At 55.3% G+C, this 21,311-nt stretch carries 29 protein-coding genes and 1 pseudogene; 19 read left to right on the top strand and 11 right to left on the bottom strand.

The features are described from left to right. Window positions 1-81: 81 nt before the first annotated feature. Window positions 82-1,263: an AAA family ATPase gene (locus B9Q17_RS01235; RefSeq protein WP_094623783.1), complete on the bottom strand. Its 1,182-nt coding sequence runs from the start codon at window positions 1,261-1,263 to the stop codon at window positions 82-84. A 218-nt stretch (window positions 1,264-1,481) separates the two neighbouring features. Here B9Q17_RS01235 and B9Q17_RS01240 point away from each other — a divergent pair, with 218 nt between their 5' ends. After that, window positions 1,482-3,857, top strand: a complete 2,376-nt coding sequence (locus tag B9Q17_RS01240; protein WP_094623784.1) for a glycerophosphodiester phosphodiesterase family protein — start codon at window positions 1,482-1,484, stop codon at window positions 3,855-3,857. 125 nt (window positions 3,858-3,982) lie between these two features. Here B9Q17_RS01240 and B9Q17_RS01245 read toward each other — a convergent pair whose 3' ends face one another. The 4 genes and pseudogenes from B9Q17_RS01245 to B9Q17_RS01260 form a co-directional block, all read right to left on the bottom strand. Continuing rightward, complete coding sequence (locus tag B9Q17_RS01245) at window positions 3,983-4,540, bottom strand: nucleoside 2-deoxyribosyltransferase (RefSeq protein ID WP_094623785.1); 558 nt, start codon at window positions 4,538-4,540, stop codon at window positions 3,983-3,985. A gap of 102 nt (window positions 4,541-4,642) precedes the next feature. Further along, entirely contained in the window at window positions 4,643-4,807 is a 165-nt protein-coding gene (locus tag B9Q17_RS01250) for a hypothetical protein (RefSeq protein WP_244177278.1), read from the bottom strand. A 5-nt stretch (window positions 4,808-4,812) separates the two neighbouring features. After that, a pseudogene (locus B9Q17_RS01255) lies at window positions 4,813-5,052 on the bottom strand (DUF3010 family protein); the annotation flags it as partial. 28 nt (window positions 5,053-5,080) lie between these two features. Beyond that, window positions 5,081-5,425, bottom strand: coding sequence for a PBPRA1643 family SWIM/SEC-C metal-binding motif protein (locus B9Q17_RS01260; protein WP_094623786.1), 345 nt, complete (start codon window positions 5,423-5,425; stop codon window positions 5,081-5,083). Window positions 5,426-5,539: 114 nt separating this feature from the next. Between B9Q17_RS01260 and B9Q17_RS01265 the strand changes: the two genes are divergently transcribed. Both B9Q17_RS01265 and B9Q17_RS01270 read left to right on the top strand, forming a co-directional pair. After that, window positions 5,540-6,172 carry a DUF1294 domain-containing protein gene (locus tag B9Q17_RS01265; protein ID WP_094623787.1) on the top strand — a complete coding sequence of 211 codons (633 nt, stop codon included), beginning with the start codon at window positions 5,540-5,542 and terminating at the stop codon, window positions 6,170-6,172. Continuing rightward, on the top strand, window positions 6,172-6,510 hold the full coding sequence (locus B9Q17_RS01270) for a thioredoxin family protein (protein ID WP_244177279.1): 339 nt from the start codon (window positions 6,172-6,174) through the stop codon (window positions 6,508-6,510). Before B9Q17_RS01265 ends, B9Q17_RS01270 begins: the two co-directional genes overlap by 1 nt. Before the next feature lie 48 nt (window positions 6,511-6,558). On the opposite strand, the gene B9Q17_RS01275 is transcribed toward B9Q17_RS01270, so the two are convergent. Then, window positions 6,559-6,819 (bottom strand): DUF938 domain-containing protein, encoded by a 261-nt coding sequence (locus tag B9Q17_RS01275; protein ID WP_244177280.1) that lies wholly within the window; start codon window positions 6,817-6,819, stop codon window positions 6,559-6,561. Window positions 6,820-7,253: 434 nt separating this feature from the next. Between B9Q17_RS01275 and B9Q17_RS01285 the strand changes: the two genes are divergently transcribed. Next, the gene (locus B9Q17_RS01285) at window positions 7,254-7,661 is read left to right on the top strand and encodes a glutaredoxin family protein (RefSeq protein WP_094623788.1); all 408 of its coding nucleotides are present in this window, start codon (window positions 7,254-7,256) and stop codon (window positions 7,659-7,661) included. A gap of 45 nt (window positions 7,662-7,706) precedes the next feature. Next, window positions 7,707-8,189, top strand: coding sequence for an FKBP-type peptidyl-prolyl cis-trans isomerase (locus tag B9Q17_RS01290; protein WP_094623789.1), 483 nt, complete (start codon window positions 7,707-7,709; stop codon window positions 8,187-8,189). A gap of 36 nt (window positions 8,190-8,225) precedes the next feature. Here the strand turns inward: B9Q17_RS01290 and B9Q17_RS01295 are convergent, their stop codons facing one another. Then, window positions 8,226-8,504: a YebG family protein gene (locus B9Q17_RS01295; protein WP_094623790.1), complete on the bottom strand. Its 279-nt coding sequence runs from the start codon at window positions 8,502-8,504 to the stop codon at window positions 8,226-8,228. Window positions 8,505-8,681: 177 nt separating this feature from the next. Between B9Q17_RS01295 and radD the strand changes: the two genes are divergently transcribed. Further along, window positions 8,682-10,445 (top strand): DNA repair helicase RadD, encoded by a 1,764-nt coding sequence (gene radD, locus B9Q17_RS01300; protein WP_094623791.1) that lies wholly within the window; start codon window positions 8,682-8,684, stop codon window positions 10,443-10,445. Window positions 10,446-10,520: 75 nt separating this feature from the next. Further along, window positions 10,521-10,913, top strand: a complete 393-nt coding sequence (locus B9Q17_RS01305) for a hypothetical protein (RefSeq protein ID WP_094623792.1) — start codon at window positions 10,521-10,523, stop codon at window positions 10,911-10,913. 3 nt (window positions 10,914-10,916) lie between these two features. Here the strand turns inward: B9Q17_RS01305 and B9Q17_RS01310 are convergent, their stop codons facing one another. Then, window positions 10,917-11,519, bottom strand: coding sequence for a DUF938 domain-containing protein (locus B9Q17_RS01310; RefSeq protein WP_094623793.1), 603 nt, complete (start codon window positions 11,517-11,519; stop codon window positions 10,917-10,919). Between the two features lie 111 nt (window positions 11,520-11,630). On the opposite strand from B9Q17_RS01310, the gene B9Q17_RS01315 reads away from it, so the two are divergent. From B9Q17_RS01315 to B9Q17_RS18165, 3 genes are all read left to right on the top strand, one after another. Next, window positions 11,631-12,020 (top strand): guanyl-specific ribonuclease, encoded by a 390-nt coding sequence (locus tag B9Q17_RS01315; RefSeq protein ID WP_094623794.1) that lies wholly within the window; start codon window positions 11,631-11,633, stop codon window positions 12,018-12,020. Further along, window positions 12,013-12,381 (top strand): barstar family protein, encoded by a 369-nt coding sequence (locus tag B9Q17_RS01320; protein WP_094623795.1) that lies wholly within the window; start codon window positions 12,013-12,015, stop codon window positions 12,379-12,381. Before B9Q17_RS01315 ends, B9Q17_RS01320 begins: the two co-directional genes overlap by 8 nt. Window positions 12,382-12,554: 173 nt before the next feature. Further along, complete coding sequence (locus B9Q17_RS18165) at window positions 12,555-12,716, top strand: PFL_1563 family small protein (protein ID WP_022987912.1); 162 nt, start codon at window positions 12,555-12,557, stop codon at window positions 12,714-12,716. Between the two features lie 107 nt (window positions 12,717-12,823). On the opposite strand, the gene B9Q17_RS01325 is transcribed toward B9Q17_RS18165, so the two are convergent. Together B9Q17_RS01325 and B9Q17_RS01330 are read right to left on the bottom strand one after the other, a co-directional pair. Next, complete coding sequence (locus tag B9Q17_RS01325; RefSeq protein ID WP_022987913.1) at window positions 12,824-13,030, bottom strand: cold-shock protein; 207 nt, start codon at window positions 13,028-13,030, stop codon at window positions 12,824-12,826. Between the two features lie 269 nt (window positions 13,031-13,299). Further along, entirely contained in the window at window positions 13,300-13,797 is a 498-nt protein-coding gene (locus B9Q17_RS01330) for a DUF2780 domain-containing protein (protein WP_022987914.1), read from the bottom strand. A gap of 337 nt (window positions 13,798-14,134) precedes the next feature. On the opposite strand from B9Q17_RS01330, the gene B9Q17_RS01335 reads away from it, so the two are divergent. The 9 genes from B9Q17_RS01335 to mtgA all read left to right on the top strand — a co-directional run bounded on the left by B9Q17_RS01335 (window position 14,135) and on the right by mtgA (window position 20,750). Continuing rightward, complete coding sequence (locus B9Q17_RS01335) at window positions 14,135-14,590, top strand: GatB/YqeY domain-containing protein (protein ID WP_094623796.1); 456 nt, start codon at window positions 14,135-14,137, stop codon at window positions 14,588-14,590. Window positions 14,591-14,705: 115 nt separating this feature from the next. Further along, window positions 14,706-14,996, top strand: coding sequence for a type VI secretion system PAAR protein (locus tag B9Q17_RS01340; RefSeq protein WP_022987917.1), 291 nt, complete (start codon window positions 14,706-14,708; stop codon window positions 14,994-14,996). A 95-nt stretch (window positions 14,997-15,091) separates the two neighbouring features. Continuing rightward, entirely contained in the window at window positions 15,092-15,472 is a 381-nt protein-coding gene (locus tag B9Q17_RS01345; RefSeq protein ID WP_094623797.1) for a DUF2750 domain-containing protein, read from the top strand. Between the two features lie 28 nt (window positions 15,473-15,500). Next, a complete protein-coding gene (locus B9Q17_RS01350) occupies window positions 15,501-16,451 on the top strand; it encodes an adenosine deaminase (protein ID WP_094623798.1) in 951 nt (316 codons plus the stop codon). A gap of 24 nt (window positions 16,452-16,475) precedes the next feature. Beyond that, window positions 16,476-16,907, top strand: coding sequence for a DUF3010 family protein (locus B9Q17_RS01355; RefSeq protein WP_094623799.1), 432 nt, complete (start codon window positions 16,476-16,478; stop codon window positions 16,905-16,907). A 194-nt stretch (window positions 16,908-17,101) separates the two neighbouring features. Then, window positions 17,102-18,814 (top strand): sensor domain-containing diguanylate cyclase, encoded by a 1,713-nt coding sequence (locus tag B9Q17_RS01360; protein WP_094623800.1) that lies wholly within the window; start codon window positions 17,102-17,104, stop codon window positions 18,812-18,814. Window positions 18,815-18,831: 17 nt separating this feature from the next. Then, the gene (locus tag B9Q17_RS18535; RefSeq protein WP_228285711.1) at window positions 18,832-19,530 is read left to right on the top strand and encodes an amidohydrolase family protein; all 699 of its coding nucleotides are present in this window, start codon (window positions 18,832-18,834) and stop codon (window positions 19,528-19,530) included. Beyond that, window positions 19,511-19,960, top strand: a complete 450-nt coding sequence (locus B9Q17_RS18540) for an amidohydrolase family protein (protein WP_414673923.1) — start codon at window positions 19,511-19,513, stop codon at window positions 19,958-19,960. The genes B9Q17_RS18535 and B9Q17_RS18540 overlap by 20 nt, the downstream gene beginning before the upstream one ends. A 94-nt stretch (window positions 19,961-20,054) precedes the next feature. Next, on the top strand, window positions 20,055-20,750 hold the full coding sequence (mtgA, locus tag B9Q17_RS01370) for a monofunctional biosynthetic peptidoglycan transglycosylase (protein ID WP_094623801.1): 696 nt from the start codon (window positions 20,055-20,057) through the stop codon (window positions 20,748-20,750). 4 nt (window positions 20,751-20,754) lie between these two features. On the opposite strand, the gene thpR is transcribed toward mtgA, so the two are convergent. Beyond that, window positions 20,755-21,300 (bottom strand): RNA 2',3'-cyclic phosphodiesterase, encoded by a 546-nt coding sequence (gene thpR / locus B9Q17_RS01375; protein WP_094623802.1) that lies wholly within the window; start codon window positions 21,298-21,300, stop codon window positions 20,755-20,757. Window positions 21,301-21,311: the final 11 nt, after the last annotated feature.

The raw sequence follows: 21,311 nt of genomic DNA on the forward strand, positions 1-21,311 counted from the left end.
CGCGTTGTGGATATCACCGCTGGAGGAATTGATGTGTAACCTGCAGGACGTGATGTCCGGAGCCTGGTGACTGCTGAATAGTCAATCCATCCAGTTCCAGGGGGGCGCGTCCAGAAGCCCCTGGCCAAGAATGCGGGTTTCACCCAGCTCTTTGTTCAGTGCGATGGAATGGCAATCGTCGTCTGCTTCCAGAGCGGCTACCAGTCGAGGGGCATGGGAAACGACCCACACCTGGGTTTCCCGCGAGGCGCGAATGATCAGTCGGCCGAGGGCCGGAAGCAAGTCGGGATGCAGGCTTGTTTCTGGTTCGTTCAGCACCAGTAGTGATGGCGGGCGGGGTGTGAGCAGCGCGGCAACCAATAGCAGGTAGCGAAGGGTGCCATCAGAAAGCTCGGCCTGATTCAGGGGGCGGAGCAGGCCGGCCTGCTCAAATTCCAAGACGAAACGGTTACCTGCGTCTGTGCTGAACCCGAGCCTCGCTCCGGGAAAGGCATCTTCAATAGCGCTGTGCAGGCCCTCCCGGTCGCCGATTTCGTGAATGGTACGCAGGGCTGCAACCAGGTTATGGCCATTGTGGTCCAGCACCGGGGTGCGGGTCCCGATTTGCGGGGTGCGGATGCTGGAGTGTTGATCGGTGCGGAACTGATCGTAAAAGCGCCACTGCCTGATGACCTGCCGGACGGCATGGACTTCAGGTATAGCCACAGGATCACTGATCTCGCTCAGAATGCTCTCATAGGTGTTTAGCCGGGTGTCGTAGACCTCCCATTTCCGCCCTGAACGTACTTTGACAACCGGCCCGACGCGATCAATCAGACAACTGCTTGGGCGGCAGACATCACCCACCCAGATACATTCGCGTTTTATTTCAGGGTCGAGCTGGAACATGCTGGGTTCCTGATAACCTGCAAACCCCGTAGAGGCCGGAATCCCAAGAGAAATCGCGTAGCCGAATTCTTCGCCGGCAAACCCCAGCCGTAGGCGGGATGGGGTGTTCCCGGCGGTCCCCTGAACGGGCGCTGAGCCGTCCCGCATCTCCTTTGAGAACTGGCCAGGCCCTGCCCAGAAGGTGTAGTCCAGGCCGCCCTCTTCCGCCAGGGAGGAGATCAGGTTGCCTTTTGCCGTTTCCGCCAGCAGGCGCAACGATTTATAGAGGTTTGATTTGCCACAGCCGTTTGGACCGGTAACAACGTTCAGGCCCGCCAGCGGCGCGACCACGTCTCTGAGGCTGCGATAGTTGGAAACGGCAAAGGCTTTGATCATGATCCGGGCCGAACCTGTTTCTTGAAGAAGGTTGGAGGAGCATATCATTATCCGACCCGACGTTTTGGGTTTGGTTGATCAACGAGATCCAGGAGGCTGCAAGGGAGTTTGTGGGTTGGTTTCGAGCTGCCAGTCGAGTGTTTTATTTCTGAAACGGCTGGGTCATCTTCGCGGCTTATTCTGCCTGCTCATTTCGAAGCCGATATGGAGAGTGCTTGATGAGCAGGGTAATCCTTCTAGCGTTAATGCTTGTGGCCATTACCGGGATGGCAGGGTGTAGCGACGATTCTGACAGCAGTGATGATAATAAAATACCGCCAGTAACGAATCCTGAACCGGATCCAGATCCAGATCCTGAGCCCGAGCCCGAACCCAACGTTCTTCTGGATGAAGACTTCGAAGCCATCGCTGAGGGTAAGCTCCCTGAAGGCTGGATGGTGATGGATGGCGCGGAAGAGCTTTTCTACACAAAAGAGGGAAGCTTGTTCGTTGATGGCCGCGGTAACAATTACACGCCGGTGGCCTTGCGTTTGCCCGAGTTCCTGCAGGACCAGGGAAACTATCGTATTGAAGTGTCTTTCACCATTGCAGAGGCGAACACTACTTCTCGTTGGGTCGGCATGCAATATCGGACCGGTCTGGGAGTAGAACCCTACTACCAAATGGCCATTCGCCAGAACGCGACGGCCGCCAACGGGACGGAGCATGCGTTCCGAAACACCGGCCAGTGGAGCATTGTTGACAAGGCCGGGTTCTCGGAAGTGATTGACCCTGCCAAGCTTTATACTGCAACCATAGTGGTTCACGGGGATCGCGTTCAACAGTACCTCAACGGCACCCTGCTTCAAGACTCTGTGCTAGACAGCGATTTCTCACAGGGCGGTGTTGGCTTTCAGGCGGCGGGCAGCCTGTTGCGGGTTGAGGGCGTTACCGTTACGGAACAGCTGAAGGCGTTGCCGCCATTACCTCCGATGGTGAGTGTGGCTGAGCCGGAGACCGGTGCGTCTATGGCTCCGAGCATCACCAACCTTTCACCGGTCGCCGGCGATCTGACGGCGTCGCCCGCAAATTCAGTTTTCCTTAAGCTGGATGACCAGTTGATGTTGTCTGGACAGAATGGTGGAAGCCTGGGGTACCTGGACCAAATGCTGGATGCCGGTGAGTTCACCGCTATGCCGATGTTGTATGTAACCAGCCAGGCTGCCGTTGACGCTCTGAAGCCCGTGGTTGAACGTCATCAGTTCTTCGACCTGACACTGGTGTCAGACAACCAGGAGTTGCTGAAAGACGCGCGGGAAAAAATGCCGTTTGTTCGGGCTGCCGTGGATTTTACTCATGCGAACCTGGTGGCTGGACCGGCTGATTTATTGCGCATTGTACAGACTACCAATCAGTCAAAAGCCAAGATTGCGATTCTGCCGGAAAGCTTGCTGGACAAAACGTCTGTCCAGTATATCCAGAACCGCCTGATCTCCGTCTGGGGGCAGCTGGAGCAACCGGAATACGTACAAACGGTTGATGCTCTGACGGCGGGTGTTAATGGCCTTCTGACGACGGACCCGGACCAGGCGCTTGCGTTCTTCACCGCGTTGCCGGAGAACACTCTGTTGAGAAAACCGCTGGTTGTTGGCCACCGTGGCGTTCCTTCCCAAGTGAGCGAGAATACCGTTGCGGGCGCTCTGAAAGCGGTTGAGCTGGGTGCAGACGCCGTTGAGTCGGACATCTATCTGACCACCGATAACCAGGTTGTGGTGATGCACGACGGCACTGTCGATCGCACCACCGATGGCACCGGTGCAGTTGAAGAGAAATCGCTGGCAGAGCTCAAGGCCCTTACTGTTGATGGTGGCCACTCTGTGCCAACCATGGATGAGTTCTTTACGGCATTGAAAGGTAAGCGTGCGGTTCACTTTGTTGAGATCAAGAGCGGCAAGCCTGAAATCGTTGAGCACCTGAAAGCGGCCATTGAACGCCATGGTGTTCACGATCAGGTGATTGTTATTTCCTTCAACTCTGACCAACTGCTTAAGTTGCAGGAAGTCATGCCCGGTGTGTCTGGCGGTTTCCTGACAGGCTTCAGCTCAGACAGCAATATGGAAAAGAACCTGCGGACGATTCTCAACGCCACTCAGCAGTATTCGTCCACGTTCAATCCGTCCTACGGTAGCCTCGCTCCGGAAGTGATGGAAGCAGCAAAACATCGCGGCACCACTTTCTGGCCGTGGACGTTCCGTAATCTGGCTGACGCAGAAAAATACTATCTGGCCGGCACGCACGGGCTGACGACGGACTATGCCCAGTGGTTCAGTGACTATCCGGTTACGGTTGAGCCGGTTAAATCTGATCTGGTAGTTGCGGCAAATTCTGCCCTGTTGGCGGATCTCACAGTCACAACTCAGGTTGGTAACAACATGACAGCGGCTGCTTCCGACTTCCTGGTTCTGGAAAGCACGGTTTCTTATGCGAACACGAGCGGTTCGGTGGTGTTTGAAGCCCCGGGCAGTGCAGTTGTTGTTCCTCTGTATGAGTACACCCTCACCGAAGGTGGTAGTTACTACCTGGTAGGAGCTCGCCAGCAGGTAACCATCAACTGATGGAAAAGGCCGGGCCAGACATTTGGCCCGGCCTTAACGCGTCTGAGTTTTCAGCGTTTCTGGAGTCCGTGAGTTCGGCAATATATCAGATTACTCGGGCAGAACTCGGCGCTCGACAGTGACCATTATCTGGAGTGCCTATGGCCTATCAGCGCCTGAACACAACGGCGGAACAATTCAGCCGAGAAAAACCGGTGTTCGCCTGGCTGTTCTGCAACCAGTAGCTGGCCACCGGACTCTCTGATGCCTCCCTCAATCATCAGGTTGTCGCTCATCTCGAAGTCTTCAATGCTGTGGCCCAGCTCATCCCGATCGGCTGCGCCCGCGCGTTCACGGTAATGCCGGCGGTCCATCGTGAACCCGAACGCAGGTTTGCCCTGGCCGATCATGTAGCCGACTTCGAACACCGTGCCCGGGTCCGCACTGATGCCGCGGAAGGGGGTGAGGTTGGCAATGATGGCGTCGCAACTGTCCATCAGTTCGCGGTTGGCCTGGTAGATTCGGTGGCCGCGCGTGGGTTTGGCGTCGCGTTCGGAAAACGTCAGGGCGGTGTCCAGTGGGTCTATGCCTTCACAGCCGGCTTCGCGCAGCAGGCGCTTTTTCTCGGCGACGATGGCGTTGTGTTCTTCGTGTGGGAAAAACACTTCCGGGCCGGCCAGGTAGATGCGTTTGGGTTTTGCCATGTGAACTTTGGCTCTCATTTCGGTTAACGAACGAGTTTACTTGCGAGTCACTATGAACACAAAAGCCCCCAGCAGGGGGCTTTTGTCGTCTTACTGCAACACTCAGTTATTCACGGTCAATTTCATGGATTGCGCGATGGCGTTGGCATCGGCTGGGCTCCCGTCGCGATGCGTCACGCCTTCCAGCCAGGTTTCAACAGCGTCGGGGTTCTGGTGCATCCAGTGGCGAGCAGCCCTTTCCTGCGGAACAAACTGGTTCAGGATCATGTCCAGGCGCCACCGGCAAACTTGCCTTTTTGCATCCGCTCCTTGATGGCAACCGTGGCCACGCCGCTCTCGGCCATCAGCGCCGCAAAGGTGGCCTGAAACGTTTTCAGGTCGTCCCGGCTGTGGTTTTTGGGTAGCGAGAGTTTGCGTACTTTGCAGTCGGGCAGGTTGAATTGGCCACGGTCCATATTCAGCATACACACCACCGCATCGCTGCCGGTCAGTTCTACTCCGCATACAATCATAATAATGCCCCCTAAGCCCCGGTTATTCTCAGCCGCAGCATTTCTTGAATTTGAGTCCACTACCGCAAGTGCAGGCGTCGTTGCGGGAGGGGGATTTTGCTGTGGTGACCGTTCCCGTTTTGTTCAGGATAGCCGTGAGCTCGTTGACGGATTCAACGGCGCCCTCGCGGGTATCAACGGAGATCGTCGCGTGAAGTTTCGCCGCAGCCACTTGAGCCTCAACTTCTTTCTTGCGCGCTTCACTGGTAACCACCAGCGTTAGCGGGTACTTCTTGCTGCCGCTCTTTTGGCTGGCGTTGGTCTGAAAACCGCCATAAGCAGTGTGATGCTGGCGGGCGTCTTGCCGACCTTTGTAGAAAAATTTATCTGACATGCTGATATCCTGAAGGAGAGAATACCCAGGCGACGGCCGGGCGCAATCTTTTAGCACGCTTGATGAAACAGTGATATAGGGAAAACCGGAAAAGACTAATCAAGGAAGCACCACGTGAATCAAAAAGGCTTACTCACCTCATGGAACGACGCCAAGGGTTTCGGTTTTATCACGCCAGAGAACGGTGGCGAGCGTCTGTTTGCCCACATCAGCGCCTATCAGGGCCGGGGCAGGCCCTCGGCCAGCCGCAAGGTGGTCTACGCACAGACAAAAGATGAGAAGGGGCGGCTGAGGGCGTCCAGTTTCCAGTACGCTGGCGTGGCGAGACACAGCGCAGCGGTCGCCACGGGCGTTTGGTTTGCTCTGTTGATTGCCGCTGCAGTCGCAGGGGCGGTTTCTGTGTTGTATGTTCAGGGTTATGTGTCAGTGCTGTTGCCGGCGGCCTATGGCGTAATGAGTGTAGCGACCTTCTTGATGTATGCCGTCGATAAGGGGGCAGCTGAGAGCGGCAGGAGGCGTGTCCCCGAGGGGCGGTTGCATCTGTTTGAACTCCTGTGCGGCTGGCCGGGGGCACTGGTGGGCCAGCAATTCTTTCGCCATAAAACCAGAAAGACCTCGTACCAGGTGTCTTTCTGGTTCAATGTCGTCCTCAATCTCGCAGTGCTTTGCTGGTTGTTACTGTGGCCGGGCGCCGAGTTCGTCAGGCAGGCCCTGGAGATCAGGCCGTTCATGCTTCTAAGGTTTTGATGATGCAAAACGTCTGCTCGGACGACGAGCTCTCAACATTGCTGCAGTCCAACCCTGTGGTGTTGCTGCTGTATGGAGGGGCAAGTTGTGGCGTCTGCCAGGCTATCAAACCCCAACTGGAGCGCCTTTCCAGTGAAAAATTCCCGAAGCTGGTTACTGCCTACATTGATTGCCAGGCAACAGCCGGTGCGCTGTGTGCGGCTCAGGGTATTTTCTCGCTGCCAGTAGTGCAGTTATGGTTTGAGGGGCGGCGATTTGCGGAATTCGCCCGGGTGTTTTCAATCGGCGAGGTGCGGGCAGCCCTGGAACGGCCGTATGGGCTTTTGATCGAGTGCTGAGCCCTCTCTGTACTCGTGGCAGGACCCAAATCTCGCTGTGCGGATTGGCTACGGCTCGCAGATGCCCCGAACAAACACCAGAAGCTCGTTATTGGCGGGCATTGCAACATCGTCCTGGAGTTGCAGGCCAACGGCCTTGGCCAGCTCAGACAGGGCTTCAATATCTCGGATGCCCATGTGGGGTGCTTGGGATTTCAGCGACTGATCAAACGCCTTGTTGCTCTCGCTGGTGTAACCGCCCTTATGCTTGAACGGCCCGTACAGGCAGAACGCACCGTCTTTGCCTGTCAGTCTGCGCTTGAAAAGCAACAGTCGACGTCTCGGGGGGTTAATCGGCGGGGCAGTAAGGACAGCCAGCTGAGGTGAGCGTATTTTCCGGGAGAGACGAAGTGAAAGGCGTCCCTCACGTTCATGTAGCATCCCCGCATTGCCCATTTTTGAACCAGTTTCCGCGAACCCTTGCTGCTCAAGGCTTAGAGGTGGTTAACCCGAGGTTCCCAACAAAGTTATCCACAGCTTTTGTGTGTAACGTAGTTGGCAGTCCCGGTTTACTTGGCAGGATAAGGGGCTGCCCCGGCAATGCCAGAGAAACAGTCATCCTGGGAAACTTTCGTTCTACTCAGTGGGCATTACCGGGTCAACCGGGGAAATGGTATCCTCTTCCCCGAATTTATAGTTCGCAAATCAAGCCAAAGTGCCGGCACCCGGTAGGTTACCTTTAATCCGGAATCTGAGTGTTACCCATGAGAATCATTATTCGTTATTTTTTCCGCGCCCTGCGTCTTGTCCTGACGCCGTTCATGCTGCTCAGCGAAAAGCTCAGCACACCCAAGGGCGTAACTCGCAGTGCTGAACAGCAAGCCAGCGTTGACGAGGCCAGCAAGAACCTTGCCCTGTACCAGTTCAAAGCTTGCCCTTTCTGCATCAAGGTGCGTAAGGAAATCGCCCGGCTGGGGCTGAACATTGAAACCCGCGACGCCCAGCACGACCCGCAGCATCGTGCCGCGCTGGAGGCTGGCGGTGGTCAGGTCAAAGTGCCTTGCCTGAAGATTTGTCAGGAGGATGGCAGTGAGCAGTGGCTTTACGAATCCGATGACATCAAGGCCTGGCTGCAGGAGCGATTCGAGCCGGGTGTTGAAAGCCGGGCCTGAGTTCAGGTCATTTAATGAGTGCCTTTAATCATTGCAGAGAACGCTATGCCAATCGAAAAGAATCAAGTGGTCCTGTTTCACTACATCGTGAGAGATGAGCGGGGCAATGAAGTTGAAAATTCCCGTGGCGGAGAGCCGAACGCCTACCTGCATGGCCACGGCGGTATTATCCGGGGGCTGGAAGAGGCTCTGGAAGGCCGCGAGGCAGGCGATACCTTCAGTGTAACGGTGTCACCGGACAAGGCCTATGGCGCTCGCAGGCCAGACGCCATTCAGCGCGTACCGGTCAAGCATCTGATAGGTGCAAAGCGCTGGAAACCGGGCATGGTTGCCCAGGTGCAAACAGAGCATGGCCGTCGCCATGTGGTGGTTGCCAAGGTCGGGCTCAAGTTCGCCGATGTCGACACCAATCATCCGATGGCTGGTAAGACGCTGACCTTTGATATCGAGATTATCGAGGTGCGAGCGGCCGAGGCCGAAGAAATCGCCCACGGCCATGTTCATGGCCCGGGCGGTCATCATCATTAACTAAGGCCGTTGGCCATGGAAACGCCGGGTCGGGTTTTACTCGGCTGCGGCGGCTTCGTTCAATAGTTCCGGCTTTTTCAGTGCCCGGCTGAACAGTTCTTTTTCTTCCGCAATGGCCAGTGCGCATTGTTCGGCCAGTTCCTCTGACAGCCCGCTGACCTTGCGTTGCAGGAAGGCGGCGACCTCTTCGGAAAGTTCGAGGATTTTGTCCCGGGCATCGGCTTCAGCTTTGGACGAAAACAGCATTTTGTCCGGGTTTTTCAGTGCCATGTCCAGTCCGTCCCTCTCGGAATAATAAAGTGCTTTTACGCCCATGGTATGCCATCGCCTCCGGGGTAATGATGGTTGGTAAGACCCTTGATAAGTGGGCAGCTTAACATAAGTTCTGTATATTTATACAGTATTCTGCATCGATGCCCGTGCGCGGGTAACAGCCAGCGGTTTTGTTACTATGTTTGCCTTGCCCACCTCCAAACGATCTGATGCTCGACCATGACCTTGCCTTTCAAACTCCGCCCCTACCAACAGGAAGCCGTCGACGCCACGCTTGACCACTTCCGCAGATCGGATGAGTCTGCGGTCATTGTGTTGCCCACCGGCGCCGGAAAGAGTCTGGTCATTGCCGAGCTGGCCCGGCTTGCCCGGCGAAAGATTCTGGTGCTGACCCACGTAAAGGAACTGGTGGAACAGAATCACGCCAAGTATGAGAGCTATGGTTTAACGGGCGGCATTTTCTCGGCCGGGCTGAAGCGCAAGGAAAACCGGCATCAGGTGACTTTTGCCAGTGTGCAGTCGGTCGCGGCGAACCTGGAGCAGTTCCGGGATGAATATTCGCTGGTCATTATCGATGAGTGCCATCGGGTCAGCGGTGAGGAAACCAGCCAGTATCAACGCATCATCGAGCTGCTGCGGCAGCAGAACGACTCCCTGAAAGTGCTGGGGCTTACCGCCACGCCCTATCGCCTGGCCATGGGCTGGATTTATCGTTATCACTACCGGGGCTTTGTTCGTGGCTCTGGTGAAGATCAGGCCAAGCCCTTCCAGCATTGCATTTACGAGCTGCCGTTAAGCTATATGATTAATAGGGGCTATCTGACAAAGCCCGAGCTGGTGAACGCGGCGGTGGCGCAATACGATTTCTCCGCCCTCACGCAGGACCGCTTTGGCGAGTATGCCGAGAAGGACGTCAACCAGCTGTTGAGCAAGCACAAACGGGTGACCCGCGCCATCATCGAACAGGTGGTGGAAATGGCCGCTGAGCGCAAGGGCGTGATGATTTTTGCGGCGACGGTGGAGCATGCGCGGGAGATCACCGGCTATCTGCCGGAGCACGAAACCGCCCTGGTGACCGGGGCGACCGACCTGAAAGATCGTGATCTGCTGATCCAGCGCTTCAAACTGCGACAGTTGAAGTACCTGGTAAACGTCTCTGTGCTCACCACCGGCTTTGATGCGCCCCATGTGGATTTGATCGCCATTCTTCGGCCAACCCAGTCGGTCAGCCTGTACCAGCAGATGGTGGGTCGCGGTCTTCGCCTGGACGAAGGCAAGCAGGATTGCCTGGTGATTGATTACGCCGGTAACCATGTAAACCTGCATCATCCGGAAGTGGGGGAGCCAAAACCCGATCCCGACAGTGAGCCAGTGCAGGTGTTCTGCCCCGGCTGTGGCTTTGCCAACATCTTCTGGGGCAAAACCGACAGCGAGGGCAGTGTGATCGAGCATTACGGCCGCCGTTGTCAGGGGCTGCTGGAGCCTGCGGAGGGTGATGGAGCGCGCGCCCAGCAGTGCGATTACCGTTTCCGCTTCAAGGAGTGCCCCCATTGCGGCGGTGAGAATGATATTGCCGCCCGTAACTGTGGGCACTGCCAGCAGGCCATTATCGATCCGGATGATCAGCTACGGGATGCCCTGAGACTCAAGGATGCCATGGTGATTCGTTGCGCCGGGATTTCATTAAGTGCTGAAGATTCCAGGCTGCGGCTCACTTACCATGGCGAAGATGGGGAAGAGTTGAAGGAGTCATTCGACTTCACAAAGCCGGCCCAGCGTACCGTGTTCAACAAACTTTTTGGCAGAAGGGTTGCCAATGGCCAGGCTCCGAAAACGTTCGGCAGTATGGATGAAGTGTTTGAGAGTCAGGTCTTGTTACCATCGCCTGATTTCGTGATTGCCCGCAAGCACAAGCACTACTGGCAGGTACAGGAGCGGGTGTTTGATTATCAGGGGCAGTATCGGAAAGCGAATGAGGCGTGAGGCGGTTATACTGGCCTGCGTTTAAATCTCTCAGAGATCCAATGAGATCCAAGTCGACCTTTTCAGGCTGTGCCCATGATGAAATCAATCGCCCTGGCGGTGCTGTTAGTTGTCCTTCTGGGGTTTGTCGGTGTTCAGTATTACATCACTTCCGTACCTGGCCTTGAGGCTCCGGTCACCGTTGGTGAAGTTAGGGAAGTGGAGTCCGAAAAGTCGCTGGTCGTTATTCTTGTGGACAGCGAGGGGCAGCGGTTCACCGTAGGCCTTCGGGGCGATACTGCCAAGCCGGAAGAAGCCGCACTTTTCTATATCCGGAATCCGGATGTTGTGCCCTATGTGTTCTGGCCGAGTTTCCGAAGTAATGATGAAAAGCGGGTTCTGGAACTTCTGGAAGATGTAATTGAATCTGGCGCGCCAGAGGATCCCGCTGTTCGCAGCATTTACGGGGTCTTGAAGGAACGCAACTGACACTCAAGATAGTCGCCTGAACACCAGCAATTGGTTGTTTGCAGGCATGGCATGGTTCTCCGCCAGAGTGAGACCCACCGATTCCGCAAGGGCCCTCAGATCTTCCAGGTCCCGGATGCCCATGTGGGGCGAACGGGCTTTCAGGTATTGATCAAACTGTCGGTTGCTTTCACTGGTATACCGGCCCTGATTGTTAAAAGGCCCATACAGGCAAAAGGCGCCGCCCTCGGGCAGGCGCTCGCCAATACCGCGAAACATCTGTTCGACTTCAGTCCACGCCATGATGTGGGCCGTGTTTGCGGAAAACGCCCAGGTGAAGGTTTCGACGGGCCAGGGAGCCGCACCTACGTCCAGTTCAATCACCGGCAGGATGTTGGGCAGCGCGGCTTGCTCAAGGCGGGCGCGACAACTGTCCACAGCGTCCGGATGATCGGTCGGTTGCCACTGCAGGTGAGGCATCGCCGTCGCGAAATGCACCGCGTGCTGTCCGGTGCCTGTGCCCACCTCCAGTACTTTCCCCGGCGCATTAAAGATCTTGCGGAGCTTCTCGAGGATGGGTGTTTTGTTGTTCTCACAAGCCTGGGAGTAGGGCAGGTTAGTGGCCATCGAGTTATGCCTCCTTTCCGGGTGCCGATCTGCTATTTTTCATTGGTATGATCTACATCGTTATAAATCGCGGCATGTAAGCCCGAATCCGTTTTCAAAAAGAGCAAGTCCATGAAAAAGATTCTGATTGCCCTGGCGTTTGTGGTCTTCGGCCTGTTCCAGCTGCAGGGCGGCAACTTTGATTTCTTGCCGGGAGCCCCGGAGCAATCCAGCGAACCCGGTCTTTCCGCGCAGGAGCAGGAGCTTTATAACACGCTTGAGCGGATTCGGCAGAATGGGCCTTATCCTTACACGCGTGATGGCATCACCTTTGAAAACCGTGAACGACTCTTGCCGTCCAAGCCTAAAGGGTACTACCGGGAATACACGGTGGATACGCCGGGGCTATCGCATCGGGGGCCGCGCCGAGTGGTAACGGGTGGGAATCCACCGGAAGTGTTCTACTACACGGAAGACCACTACGGTACGTTCACCCGTATCCAGGGGCATAGAGATGAGTAAGCAGAATGATAAGTCCTCTGTCATCACCTGGCAGCACAGTGATCAACTGGATCCACGGGCTATTCCGCTGGATAAGGACGGCAAGCTGAATAAGAAGATTGTGCTGAACAGGCTCAAAGAGTCCTTTAATTTTCCGGACTATTTCGGCAATAACTGGGATGCGGCCTATGACCTGCTGCTTGATCAGGTCGATCAACTGGAAGGCCCTGTGCTTTGGCTATTTTCGATTGATGACAAATCCGAAGTGGATGAGACTGACCTGGAAGTTTGGGGTCAGCTGATGAAAGATCTCTGCGCTTACGCCGAGCCTTTGGGGGTGCAGCTGAGGGTTATAGTACAGGTGGGCTCGAAGCCTGTTTGATGTGTTTAGGCGCGTATTGTGGTGCGTGCCAAGTGATAAAGCGGCAACTGGAGATACCTGCTAAAGAGAATAGGAAGCATGCATTATCTGTTCTCTCAGCAATTATTTCCTGATTCAGTTATACTGCGTTAGTGAACCCGGCGAATATGCCAAGACTTAACATGGATAATATAATGAGCAAGAAAGCCGTAAAATCGACTTTGACTTCCGCCGAGATTGAGGCGCAGACAGCGGCCTTTTTGAAGTCTGGTGGGCGTGTTGAACATGTTGGAAAAGGTAAGAGTGGGCAGCTGACCACTGCTGGCCCGAAGCAGATTAACCTGAAGAGCAATTGATGATCCGGCAATAACCCGAGCAAGCCGTAATGTTACTGTTTTCCGGGCAGGATCAATAAAAAAGGCAGCCTCGGCTGCCTTTTTTCATTACGTATATTATCTGTTAATTACAGACCAATAACGTTCTCTGCCTGCGGGCCTTTCTGGCCGTCGGTCACTGTGAATTCAACTTCCTGGCCTTCGGCCAGAGTCTTGAATCCGCCACCCTGAATAGAGCTGTAGTGAACGAATACGTCTGCACCGCCTTCACGAGTAATAAAGCCAAAACCTTTTGCTTCGTTGAAGAACTTAACGTTGCCTTTAATAGTAGACATAATAATTATCCTGATTTTAATCAATAAGTTGCTACCGATAGATCGTTGTGACCCTTGGTCAGCGGTATGCGGGAAATAAAAAACTGGCAGGATCAAAAACAGGACAAGAGGTTTTGCAACACAAAAGGTCTGATTCGTGAAATGCTTTGCTAAATCTTTCCAACAAGGGAGACAGTACGCTAATTAATGGGCATTAGATAGGAAAGTTTTCGAAAACGGGAAAATACTTATATCCGGGGGTGTTCAGAGCACCCCCGGCAGAACTCAGCTTACGGCGCTGGTGCCCATAAGCTTTGCAGCTGTCCCAGCAACGACGAGCCCACCCCCTGGTTACCCAGGAATCCCATCACAATCGGCACAAACTGCTGGATCATGCCTGCGTCCATGCCAAGGGCCGAGAATGCGGTCTGAACACCGTCCATAGAAGTCACGTTGGACAGTAGGCTTTCACCCAGCCCGCCACCGCCGCCCAGCAGGCTGGACAGGCCGGAAGCTTCGCTGGTCAGACTGCTCATGGCGTCTGTACCCAGCTGATTCTGTGCAAGCTGCAACAGGGCTCCGGTGCCGCCAACGGCCTGGGTCTTGGTAACACCAAGGTCATTCTGGAGCTGGCCCACCAACTGCTGGGCTTCGCCAGTGACTTCCGTTGTGGACGAAAGTGCTTGTGTGCCGGTGGCGAGAGCATCGTTCAGGCTGAAGGCGCTAGCGGCTGGGGCCAGCAGGTAGATGCTTGAAACAAGAAGAAACTGTTTGAGAATTGCGCTCATTAGGGTGTCCTGATGGTGGGTGGGAAATAGCATGATCCTAACGAATATGGGGGCGACTACAACTTAATAAAAGTTCGGGAAACCGAGACAGCCCCGTTTTTGTCCGCATCCTGATTTCTGCTTCTGCCTATATCACGAATGCAGCAAGCATGCTAAAACGTCGTCGGCCAGCTGTCGCCAGCACTTCTGGGGGCACCGGGCACTCTTCCATTTCTCAGGATGAAGGTTGAAACCAATACCACCAATCAAAGCAGCCGGGAAGTGTTCGATACGCGGTATGTCGCCGGTTCTTTGATATTATGTGCGCCTTCCACAACTGACAGAACAGGAGCTCACCATGGCGGAATCATCTCTCAAAGAACAGCTTGGCAACGCCGTAAAAGATGCCATGCGCAACAAGGAGAAGGACCGGCTTGTTACCCTGCGCATGGCCCAGGCGGCGGTGAAGCAGATCGAGATTGATGAGCGCCGTGAGCTTGGCGACGACGACGTGCTGAAAGTGCTGGATAAAATGCTCAAGCAGCGCCGTGATGCGGCCAGCCAGTATGAGGAAGCGGGTCGTGGTGAGCTGGCGGACAAAGAACGGGCAGAAATGGCCATTATTGAAGAGTTCATGCCCGCCGCGCTCAGCGAAGAAGAGCTTGAAGGTTTGATTCGTGCAGCCATTGGCTCGACCGGTGCCAAAGGCATGCAGGACATGGGCAATGTAATGAACGAGTTGCGCCCCCAGGTAACCGGCCGGGTGGATATGGGACAGTTAAGCAAGATGGTGCGGGCTGCGCTGGCCGGTTAAGGCTTGGTTATTGCCGCATTTGTGTTTAGCATTGCTGCTTCATGGGTACTGCAACGGTACCCGTGAGGTCAGAAAATTATGGACACTCTCCGTCACGGATTGAAGGAGCAAAGGAATGAGTAAGAATGTGGTTTTGTTGGGCGATCTGGGCACAGACCATGAAGGGTTCCCGCCCACCCCGGTGATTGCCGGTTCCCCCGATGTTCTGGTTGATGGTAAGCCTGTCGCCCGTGTGGGCGATCCCCTGGCACCGCACTCCAAGCCCAAGCATCCGCCTCATCCCCGCGCCGTAGCGGCGGGTTCTGCTACTGTGCTGATTAATGGCATCCCTGCAGCCGTTACCGGCAGCGCCGTGTCTTGCGGTGGTGTAACCATCGGCAGCGGTAGTGTGGTGATCGGGAGTTAACTCCCGGGTAAGCAGAGCTGCCTCGGCAGAATTCATGATAGGCTTCGGTTTTAGCACCGCCGTTTCAGGCGGTGGCGTTATTTTATGGAGCCTTCATGAGCGATAACCCCTTGGCGCAGATTCTCGAGATGGACGGCGAGGAGCGATACGATTACTTCCTGGATGCCGTTGTTGAAGAGCGGGAAATCTGGATTCTGGTCAATGCTGATAACCAGTTTCTGAAAATTGTTTCCGACGAAGATGGCGTTGCTTACCTGCCGGTCTGGCCCGGTTCAGAATTTGCTGCTGACTACGCCAAAGACTCCGGCGATCTCTCTCCCAAAACGGTTTCTTTGCCGGATTTCTTCCGGAAGTGGGTAGCCGGCCTGAGTCGCGATGGCCTGGACGTGGGCGTCTTCCCCGGTGGGCAGGGCGAGCTGTGGATTACCTCCCCGGATGAGCTCAAGCGGGACCTGCAAGAACTCATGGCGTTCTGATTACCTCCCTGAATCCCCGGAGATCACTATGAATGATGCCTGGCTCACAGCCTTGCCGAAAGCAGAGCTGCACCTGCACCTTGAGGGTGCCCTTGAACCGGAACTGATGTTTGCACTTGCCCGGCGCAACAATATTGAACTGCCGTGGGCCGATGTAGAGGCACTGCGGCAGGCTTATTCTTTCAACAACCTTCAGGAATTCCTGGACCTGTATTATCAGGGTGCGAACGTTCTGCGCACGGAGCAGGATTTCTATGACCTTACCTGGGCCTATCTGCAGAAATGCCATGCCCAGGGCGTGGTGCACGTTGAGCCTTTCTTTGATCCCCAAACCCATACCGAACGTGGTATTCCATTCGAAGCCGCCATCACAGGCATCAGCACCGCACTGCGTGACGGCCGTGCACAGCTGGGAATAACCGGCGGGCTGATTCTGAGCTTTCTTCGCCATCTGTCGGAAGAGGAAGCCTTTCAGACCTTGCAGCAGGCCATGCCGTTTCGGGATCAGTTCTTTGCCGTAGGGCTGGACAGCTCCGAGAAGGGGCATCCGCCCAGCAAGTTCGAGCGGGTGTTTGCCAAGGCCCGGGCCGAGGGCTTTCTGGCGGTTGCCCATGCCGGCGAGGAAGGGCCGCCGGAGTATATCTGGCAGGCTCTGGACCTGCTCAAGGTCAACCGGATTGACCACGGTGTTCGTGCGGCCGAAGATCCCGCCTTGCTCGACAGGCTGGCGGACGAGCAGGTTCCGTTAACGGTTTGCCCGCTGTCTAATATCAAGTTGTGCGTGTTTCCGGATATGGCGCAGCACAACATTCTTGAACTGCTGGAACGCGGTTTGAATGTGACCGTGAACTCGGATGACCCGGCGTATTTCGGTGGCTATGTGCTGGAGAACTTCACCGCGCTGCGGGACAGCCTGGGCATGACGGAAGACCAGGCCCGGCGGCTCGCCCTCAACAGCATGAATGCCCGGCTGGTTTAACAGCGACAGGTTAAGGAAACTAAAATGATTGTATGTGGCGTTGAACTGACCGGCAGCGATGCGGTGGTGTGTTTGCTGAATCTCGACCGCGGGCAATTCAGCCTGCCGGAGTGCAAGGTTCGTAAGCTGTCACTGCGCAAGAACCATACCCGGGAAGACCTGAAACAGTTTCAGGCTGACTTCGCAGCCCTGATGGCTGAACACGAGGTTGGGTGTGTGGCGATCAAGGAGCGGATGCCCAAGGGCAAGTTCGCCGGCGGGGCCATCAGCTTCAAGCTGGAGGCGACGATTCAACTGATGGCCGGAAACGAGCCGGAAGTCCGGTTGCTGCCGTCTTCCCTGATTAAATCCACACTGGCATCGACCCCGTTACCCGTTCCGTTTGCTGAAACCGGCTTGAAGGCCTTTCAGGAAACCGCCTTTGTCGCCGCCTATGTCGGGCATATGACCAAGTAGCCGGCAATCATTCGGAAAGTAGTCTCTGGAGGTGGCGTGGCAAAACTACCCACCCAAGCCCGGCAAAGGGCAACGCTAAAGCGGCTCGAGACATTCAGCCGCTTTATGGATAGCAGCATTATGGGTAGCGACTTTCCATTTTGTGAGTATGGCGGCTACACTTCCGGCTTTCCGTGGGCATAAGGACTCCACCGATGGTATCGTTCCGTGCTGCTTTGTATTTCCTGGTTCTATGGATGGTGAGCATTGTCGTGCATGCAATGCCAACGTTGGACATTGCCCAGGCCGAGGTACGTTTGACGGATTTCACCGTAGAGTACTTTACGGATGACTCCCGGTCGCTGGACTTTTCGTCGGTGCGCCAACAACCCTTCCAGCCAACAACCAGTACAACCACATTAGGAACAAAGGCGACGGTAACCTGGTACCGGGTTGCGGTATTCAACGCCGCAGAGCAGGAGCGTGAGCTCTTCCTGCACCTCCCCAAGGCGTATCATGTGCGTGCTATTGATATCTATGAAGAGCGCTCGCATACACTGATTGACCGCGCCTCGATAGACCTCAACAATGCCTCCGATGCTCCCCTGATGTATCAGGGTACCGTTGTTTACCCTTTTCGAGTGCCGTCAGGAGAAACCACGGTGCTCTATGTTCGTAGTCATGTCTATTCACACCAGTGGTTTTCTCTGGAGATATTCGATGACGAGCATTCCCGTCGGGCTCTGGTAGGCGGTCATCTGGATATTGCCCTGTTGGTCGGAATGATGATTGCTCTGGTGTTTTATAACGGCCTTTTGTACTTCGCTACCAGCAAGAAAGAGAACATTCTCTATTCGCTGTACCTTATCTCGGGGTTGGTGTGGATCGCCTTATCGTACGGCTTGATTGCCAAATCCTTCTCCGCATACGGCGATTCAGTCTTCATATTGAATCTGTCGCTGATCACCATGCCGGTTTTTCTGCTGCTATTTATGATGGCCATATTCGAGACCCGGCAGCACTACCCTACGGAGCACCGTTTCCTGCAGGTTATGTTGGCGTTGCTGGCTGTTACCTTTGCCTATGGGATTTTTGATATTTCGGCAGCGTTGAAGCCCGCCAGCAGTCTGGCAGCATTGATGATGGTGGTAACTTTCTCGGTCAGTATTTCACTGTTTCGCAAAGGCCATCCGTTGGTGAAATTCTTTCTCGTTGGCCACACGTTCTTCGTGGTTTTCAACGGCTTTGCGGTGCTTTACTACAAGGGGTTGATTGAACCGGGTTATATCAGCAGTCATGGCGTTGGTATAGGCATTGTGCTGGAGGCGCTCACGCTGGCGTTTATTATTTCGTACCGGATAAAGATTTTGGAGGATGTTCGATCCAGGCAAGATGAACTGAAGAAGCAGGCAGCTACTGACCCGTTGACGCGACTCTATAATCGCCGCTACTTCATGGCCGAAGCGGGGTATCTGCTAGAGAAAGCAAAGTCGACTGGGGAGCCGTTGTCGGTGATTGCTGTCGATGTCGACTTCTTCAAAGCCGTTAACGATACTCATGGTCACAGTATAGGGGATCAGGTGCTGACGAAGATTTCGGCTATTTTTAAGAAGCACAGTCGGTCCCGTGATCTGGTGGCGCGTTTTGGTGGTGAGGAATTTGTGCTTCTTCTACCTGATGCCGACCTCGCGGAAGCTCGACGTTGCGCTGAGAGGATACGTGAAGCAGTTGCGGGCGAGACCGTCGTCGTTGAAGGTGGTGAGGTGATTCAGGTCACCGTAAGTTTGGGAATTGCGGAAGTAAATGCGCTGGTGGAATCGGTCGAATGCGCCGTAGATCGAGCAGATAAAGCACTTTACAAGGCTAAGGAGCAAGGTAGAAATCGGGTCTGTTGCTATCAGTCCGATGCCCTGACAATAACAACATAAAAAATAGGAAAGTGACTATGGACCGGTACGATTTCATTATTGAAGGCGGCCGCTATTTCGACGGCACTGGAGCGCCTTCTGCCATTCGTAACCTGGCAATCAAAGGGGGCCATATCGCCAAGGTTACTGCTGCCCCTATTCCTCATGCCGAAGCCGAGCGCGTAATTGATGCCACCGGCAAGTGGGTAACCCCCGGTTTTCTGGACACCCATACCCATTACGATGCCGAATTGCTGGTCAGCCCGAGCCTGTCGGAATCTGTTCGCCATGGCGTGACCACCGTGCTGGTGGGCAGCTGCTCATTGAGCATGATCTGCAGTGATTACGAGGACGCATCGGACATCTTCACCCGCGTAGAAACCGTTCCCCGGGAGCGGGTACTACCCATTCTGAAGGCCCATAAAACCTGGTCTACCCCTAAACAATGGGTGGAGCACATCAAGCAGGTGCCTCTGGGCACGAATGTGGTCAGCTTTCTGGGCCATAGTGATTTGCGGGTGGGGGTGATGGGGCTGAGCCGGGCGACGGACTTGGCGGTTCAGCCCAGCGAGGAAGAAATGCAAACCATGGAGCGGTTGCTGAAAGAAGCGCTGGATGAAGGCTTTCTCGGGCTTTCGACCATGTGCCTGAAATGGGACAAGGTGGACGGCGACCGGGAATGGTCGAAAAGCCTGCCCAGTACCTACGCCATTCACTGTGTATGCAGACGGTATTGATGTGGTGTTCTTTGAAGAGTTCAGCGACGCCGGTGCGCACATCCGCAATATGGCGTTCTACAACCTGCCTCTGCGCATGCTGAAGCTGGTGCAGGAATCCATCGAGGAAGGTTCCCCGATCATGACCATGGAGCAGGCGGTACATCGCCTGACCGGCGACCAGGCCGACTGGTTTGGTATCGACGCAGGCAAAATCCGGGAAGGGGACAGGGCCGATGTGGTGGTGTTCGACCCGTCAGGGTTTGACCAGAACCTGGAACAGGTGCACTGGGGCGAGATGGAGAACTTTGGCTTGCAGCGGCTGGTTAACCGTAACCCGGGCATTGTGAAAACTGTGCTGATCAACGGCAAACTGGCGGTGGACGACGAGCAACTGGTGCCGGAGTTCGGCCGGGAAATGGGCTACGGCCGGTTTATTCCTGCGCGTTAAGGCTTTCCATATCGTAACCGCCAAGGCCTGTCGTGTCGGCTAACATGTAATGTCTGTTTGAAACATGTTCAACCGAGTACGACAGGTTCCGGCTATGGCCAAAAGGTCTTTCATTCGTAAATCCCTGCGCCTTCTAGCCATGGCATTCGGGGCTGTTGTGGCCATGGTTTTTCTGACCATCCTTTTGTTCCGGTTTGTGAACCCGCCTACCTCCGCCTTTATGCTGGCTTATCAACTTGGCACTGCGCCAGAGCCGCTTCGGCAGGAATGGGTGCTCATGGCGGAGATTTCACCCTGGATGCCGCTGGCCGTGGTAGCCAGTGAAGACCAGCGCTTCCCCTATCATGCGGGGGTGGATTTCGAGGCCATCCGCAAGGCAGTATCCGAGTACAAGGCCGGAGAGGGCTTGCGGGGCGCCAGCACCATTACCCAGCAAACCGCCAAGAACCTGTTTCTCTGGAATGGTCGCAGCTTTGTTCGCAAGGCGCTTGAAGCCGTGCTGGCACTGGGGATTGATGGCCTGTGGCCAAAGGAGCGGGTGCTGGAGGTTTACCTGAATATTGCGGAATTCGGGCCCGGAATCTACGGAGTAGAGGCCGCCAGCCAGATCTACTTCGGCAAACCTGCCCGCCAATTATCCCAGACCCAGGCTGCTCGTTTGGCCGCCGTGCTACCCAATCCAAAGGTGTTGAGCGTAACGGCACCCACAGCCTATGTGCAGGAACGGGTGGCCTGGATTCAGCAGCAGATGAACCAGCTCTCCGGGCTCAAATATCTTGAACAGCTGTAATGCGTCAATCGGTATGGGTCGGCAATACAAACCGCTCAAGTACCGTATACACCGAGCCACCTGCACCGGGTGTGCTTTCGAACAGAACGAAGTCCTTAACCGGCATGGTGCCGAATGAGGTGTTCCTGTGGCTCTCAAGCAGTGACGCCACCGAACCGGTCGGTGGGCGGAATCGACTGATTGTTATGTGAGGTTTGAAGCTTGGGTTTTTTAGCGTAAACCCGTTGTTGGTGAGTCGGTTTGCGAGGTTTTGTTGGAACTCCCGAAGTTGGTCTTCCGGCGATACTCCAGCCCAGAGAATTTTCGGGCTCTCCGGGGAACCGAAGCAACCCAGTCCCTGCACATTGAGTTCAAAGGGGGCACGGGTAACGCCTCTTGCCAGGTCGCAGGCCAGAGCCACCTGCGGCTCTTCGACCTGGCCGAGGAATGCCAGGGTCAGGTGCAGTTGTCCACGGCTTTGCCAGCGAGCCCCGGCTACCTGTGTTTTCATCTGCAGGAGGCTCGCCTTGACGGCCTCGGGTATCTCCAGTCCGAAAAACAGCCTTGGCATAACGCGTTTCC

It is taken from the genome of Marinobacter vinifirmus (assembly GCF_002258215.1).
GTDB lineage: Bacteria > Pseudomonadota > Gammaproteobacteria > Pseudomonadales > Oleiphilaceae > Marinobacter > Marinobacter vinifirmus.